The 4,796-nt window shown below is 39.2% G+C and carries 6 protein-coding genes; 1 reads left to right on the top strand and 5 read right to left on the bottom strand.

The annotated features are described in order from the left end of the window. On the top strand, window positions 1-469 hold a 469-nt coding region (locus F6K22_RS32205), incomplete at its 5' end, for a hypothetical protein (RefSeq protein WP_483244181.1). A gap of 77 nt (window positions 470-546) precedes the next feature. On the opposite strand, the gene F6K22_RS32200 is transcribed toward F6K22_RS32205, so the two are convergent. The 5 genes from F6K22_RS32200 to F6K22_RS32180 all read right to left on the bottom strand — a co-directional run. Next, window positions 547-1,551 (bottom strand): aromatic ring-hydroxylating dioxygenase subunit alpha, encoded by a 1,005-nt coding sequence (locus tag F6K22_RS32200; RefSeq protein WP_293107688.1) that lies wholly within the window; start codon window positions 1,549-1,551, stop codon window positions 547-549. Window positions 1,552-1,701: 150 nt separating this feature from the next. Beyond that, complete coding sequence (locus tag F6K22_RS32195) at window positions 1,702-2,583, bottom strand: phytanoyl-CoA dioxygenase family protein (RefSeq protein ID WP_293107685.1); 882 nt, start codon at window positions 2,581-2,583, stop codon at window positions 1,702-1,704. Continuing rightward, a complete protein-coding gene (locus tag F6K22_RS32190) occupies window positions 2,576-3,652 on the bottom strand; it encodes an alcohol dehydrogenase family protein (protein ID WP_293107682.1) in 1,077 nt (358 codons plus the stop codon). The genes F6K22_RS32195 and F6K22_RS32190 overlap by 8 nt, the downstream gene beginning before the upstream one ends. A 7-nt stretch (window positions 3,653-3,659) precedes the next feature. Continuing rightward, window positions 3,660-4,097 carry a riboflavin biosynthesis intermediates N-glycosidase gene (locus tag F6K22_RS32185; RefSeq protein WP_293107679.1) on the bottom strand — a complete coding sequence of 146 codons (438 nt, stop codon included), beginning with the start codon at window positions 4,095-4,097 and terminating at the stop codon, window positions 3,660-3,662. Between the two features lie 107 nt (window positions 4,098-4,204). Further along, a partial coding sequence (locus F6K22_RS32180) for a class I SAM-dependent methyltransferase (protein ID WP_293107676.1) occupies window positions 4,205-4,796 on the bottom strand: 592 nt, incomplete at its 5' end.

Below are 4,796 nucleotides of genomic sequence, written 5' to 3'. Positions count from 1 at the left end.
ATTTTTGTCTATATTTGAAAATACTTTTCTGGTGCGTCATCCTGCTAAAATGCTCCCATCACTTTACGATAAGTGGCCTGATTTCACTTTAGAAGAAACCGCTTATGCTGAACTATACAAACTCTTAGAAATAGCTAATGAATTCAGTGTAAAAATTCCAGTGGTAATTGACTCAGACGATCTAGTACAAAAGCCTGAAGCAACAGTTAAAGCCTACTGCGATGCTGTTAGTATACCGTTCATTAGAGAATCCTTAGAATGGGAACCGAAATTCCGCCCTGAACTTAATAACTTTTTGGAGGATGTAACTTGGCTCACTAACGCAATGTCTAGCAGTGGATTCAAGGAGCAAAAGACAAACAACTATGTGGCAGTGGAAGATAATGAACACTTACAACGTGCTTATGAATTTTCTTTACCTTATTACGAGAAGCTTTGCGAACATAAGCTTCTTATTGCTGAAAGTTGATGGTGGAGTTAACGAACATTAGAGCAACTAAGGATTGCAGCAGTTTGAATAATCAAACTGAAGCATTGCTTTAACCATTAACAAACACCAAAAGTAATACCTAAGTCCTTCAACCAGCGACGATAGGCAATTGAAGCTCGATCGCAATTAGCATGTACTTCTGGGAACCAGTTAGTATTTGTTTTGCTTGGAGATAACAACGGCAAACATACTGGACGTTGGGATTCTAGAATTTTAGCATCTTCAACCCAAAGCTTATCCTGAAATGCTTGTAAATCTGACTCCAAAACTTGATGATCATAATTCATGGCAACCACTCCCCAAGCTAAACTCTCGTTCTCCTCAATGGGAGTTACTGTAAATATAAGAGTGTACCTTCCCTGAGGTGACTCTTTAACTTGATAGAGGCTCAAGGGACGACAGATTTTTTGTGACCACTTGACCTTACCACCAGTACCGGAACCGTCACAATCTGGCTGCCAGAGGAGAATTGTCCCAATGGTAATACCTTCTGTGCCTATTTCCACTTCGTAATCTTCAATTTCCGCGTTTTCTGGAGAACCGAGACTCCCTTCATGGGCAAAAGAGAAATGGGATACATCGAATGCATTCTCAATCACACGAAATCCATTAGCATGGCAGTGATACGGACCGAAAAACAACTTACGGTAGCTTAAATCATTCCATTCTGGAAGTGAAGGTAAATCTTGCGAAGGTTCTCCCAAACACACCCACACTAAGCCGTAGCGTTCTTGACATTGGTAAGTTTTTACTCGCGCATTTGTTGGTGGCTTTTGCTTGGGGTTAGCTGGAATATGCACGCACTTCCCCGCTAGCTCAAACTGCCAGCCATGATACCCACAAATGACAGTATCATCAATCACCTTTCCTAGGGAAATACGGGCACCTCTATGGGGACAGCGATCTTGCCAAACTTGGATTGTGGATTTAGCATCTTTACTGCGCCACAACACTAAGTCCTCTCCCAATAGGCGAACTCGCTTTAGAGTATTGTCTTGACACTCTTGGACTGTTGCCACAACGTGCCAATCATTTAACATGATTTTGTCAGCTACTACCATAATTAATTTCTACTCGTAGAATCAAAAGCTATACTCATTTCTTCTCCAATTCCTGACATTCTTCTTTATCACAGCCATTCTGGGAGAGCCACAAGATTTTTATAAATCAATAAATTGTCATTGTAGCTCAGACAAATTAGGAAGTTTTCGTCATATTTCTCCGTGTATTACTGTTTTAAAAACATCATCGTGTTTGATAAATTTTTGATTTAAAAATACTGATTTATCGAGATTATTTAAAATTGCTGAATCATGCAATTTGATAAGTGGTTGATAAGGATATATTTGCTGAGTTGCTTCAGAAACTGGCTGGTTTTCAACTGCATTATAGTGAGAAACTAAATTATGACGAACATCATCGGAATTATTTTCTAATGAGCGATGTATGGTGTTAGCATCCATAAACAAAATGTCCCCCGGTTCCATTTCACAAGATACAAGCTCTAGTTTCTCTTCAATTTTCTCGATCCTTTTGGATTCACAAAATAGCCCTTCACCAATAAGAACATGATCGATTCGCCCCAGCAAATGTGATTTTTTAAGTACTTGAATACAACCATTTTTCTTGGTATTTTGATCGATAGCGATAAATGAGCTTACAAAATAAGGAAATAAACAATCCATAGAATACCAAGATCCATATCCCGAATGCCATTCGATTCTTGCTTGAGAATGAGCTTCTTTTTTGACTATTTTTGAATAAAAGTGGTAAGCTCTCTTACTTCCCATCAAAATTTCAACTGCATCTACCATTCGAGCTAAACGGGGAATAATTCCCAGCAGAGAATCACCAAGTTCTGTCCAATAAGTGAGTTTGTTGGCATTGCCATTTTTATCAAGATATTGTACGATTTCTCCTCCCAGACTTACATTGTTGTTACAAGCTCTTTGGACTGGCTCAATTTCCTCAAAGCTAAAAAATCTTGGCACAATTACAAATCCATCTTCGTGATATTGAGCAATTTGCTCTTTGGATAATGGGCGGATTGTATTTACACCTATTGTTGCTTGATTATCTATTGGACTAACCATGTTGTTCTCCTGTTACAAGTACTACTTTTCCAAAAAAATCTTTAGTCTTGAAAAATTGTTGTGCCTCTTTAATTTCATCTAATCGAAACACTTTAGCAACCAAAGGTTTTAACCGACATGCTTCAATGTATGTCACTAACCTTTTAACTACTTCAGATTCTATGCGCGTCGAGCCAATAATCTCTAAGTCTTTGTAAATCAAATCCCGCAAATCGAGAGCAACCATTGGATTACTGATTGCTCCACAGGAAACATATCGTCCTCTTAGTGCCAGAGCTTTAATCATCAAATTAAAATAAAAGTCTCCCACAACATCCAAAGCCACAGTAATTTTATGTCGAGCTAAATTAGCAGCTAATTGGTCATCTCGCCGATAAACATAATCAGCACCTAAATCTTCAGCAAAAGTTTCCTTATTAGCTCCCACAATCGCAATAACTTTTGCCCTTCTAATTTTGCTTAATTGAATCAAAGCACTCCCTACACCACCAGAAGCTCCCATAATTATAACTGTGTCTGCTGCTGTAATTCGTCCTTTGGTTAACATATTTTCTGCTGTGGAATAGCAAGAAGGAAAAGTTGCTAGTTCAATATCGGAAAGTGGGGAATTAATCGGATAAACGTTACTAGCGGCAACTACGACATATTCGGCAAAACCACCATCTAATTCACTGCCAATATATTGATAGTCGTCTAATTTTTCATCCCGAATCCAACCGTCAACAATCACCCGTTTATGCAAAATTTGCGGTTCTACATCCGACCCTATTGCCACAACTTGACCGACAATATCAGTACCTTGGATTCTGGGAAACTCGGTCCCCTGTTGCGTCCAGCAAGCTGTATGATTAGGGCTATTTTCCTTTTGATCTTGCAGAATAGCTTGAAAATTATCCTCCGCAGCATACCAACCTGTGCGAGTATTGATATCTGTATTATTTACTGAACAAGCACTTACTTTAATTAATACTTCTCCCTGTTTCGGGACTGGTTTAGGAACTTGGGTATAGACCAGTTTTTCTGGTCCACCAAATCCCGTAAGAATAACCGCATTCATTAAATCAGTCATTTTTTATCTATTTACCCAATTTAGCCCGAACTTTCATCAAAATTTCTCCCAAATGATTTTTTCCACTCCCGTCTTGACCACATCCCCAATAATAGTCGTAAGGGGCATCTTCTATTATCAGTTCATCTCCCGTATCCAGAAGTATTTGCCCAATATCTTGATGAGTTTGAAACTTACAAACCAAACCTCGCTCCATCACATCCTCTTTAATTTCCTCCCAGTCTTTGCGGAGGGGACGACTACGCTCTCGTCCCATTTTAGCAGCATCTGCGGGAGTTTTTGCCAATCTAATTTCTTCCAGATGCTGAGTCCCCACAAATTTTTGGGCTTGGAAATAATGCTCTGAAGTTGGCCACCAGAGTCCATCAAGTTCAAAACCGTGGGGGGAAAAGTTGGAAAAACAACCATAAGGTTGTTCTGTTTCATCATAAAAGTAAATAGTCATTTCAGTTATCGGTTATCATATCAAATCCGGATAATTACTATACCTAAGTCCGCAGCGACTTACACTCTATGGAAGGAAGCAATCTCAAGGATTGAGGAGATTGCTTCCTATCGTCGCAATGACAAACTGTTCAAACGGAAGTGTAAAATCCCCCATTGCATATATCCTTGTTCGTAACGTTCGATCCAAGGTTGAATGCTATTTAAAGTTTTATCGACAAATTCCGTTGAAGTCAATTTTACTACTTCATTGTACCTTTTTTGTACTTCTTCCCCAAAACGTCGATAATGAATGGGCACATTTTGGGAAAGGTCAATAAAATGTAATTCCTCAAAACCTAACTCTTTTGCCGTCTGACTGTAAAAAAGGTAAGACCCCATATCACTAATTCCCAGACGGTCAAAAGCAGGTTGCAATACTCCTGGGGGACAAGTTTCGCTTTGCATGGGGTCGGTAAAAATAAATTCGCCCCCTGGTTTTAATATTCTCTTGATTTCTTGGAAAACTAGACGGCGATCGCCACTATGCAGAATTGCATCCTGAGACCAAACAATATCAAAGGAGTTGTCTCGATAGGGAATATTCTCGAAACTTCCTTGAGTCACTTTTACCAAGCGGTCTAAGTTTTGTTCTTGGTTAAGTTCGCTATTACGTTGATTTTGCAACTCACTTAAATTGAGGCAGCAGACAGAACAACCA

The sequence above is a fragment of the Okeania sp. SIO2F4 genome (genome assembly GCF_010672385.1).
Classification (GTDB): Bacteria; Cyanobacteriota; Cyanobacteriia; order Cyanobacteriales; family Microcoleaceae; genus Trichodesmium.
Note: the sequence above shows the minus strand (reverse complement) of the source record. Positions and strands in the feature narration are given on the sequence as shown.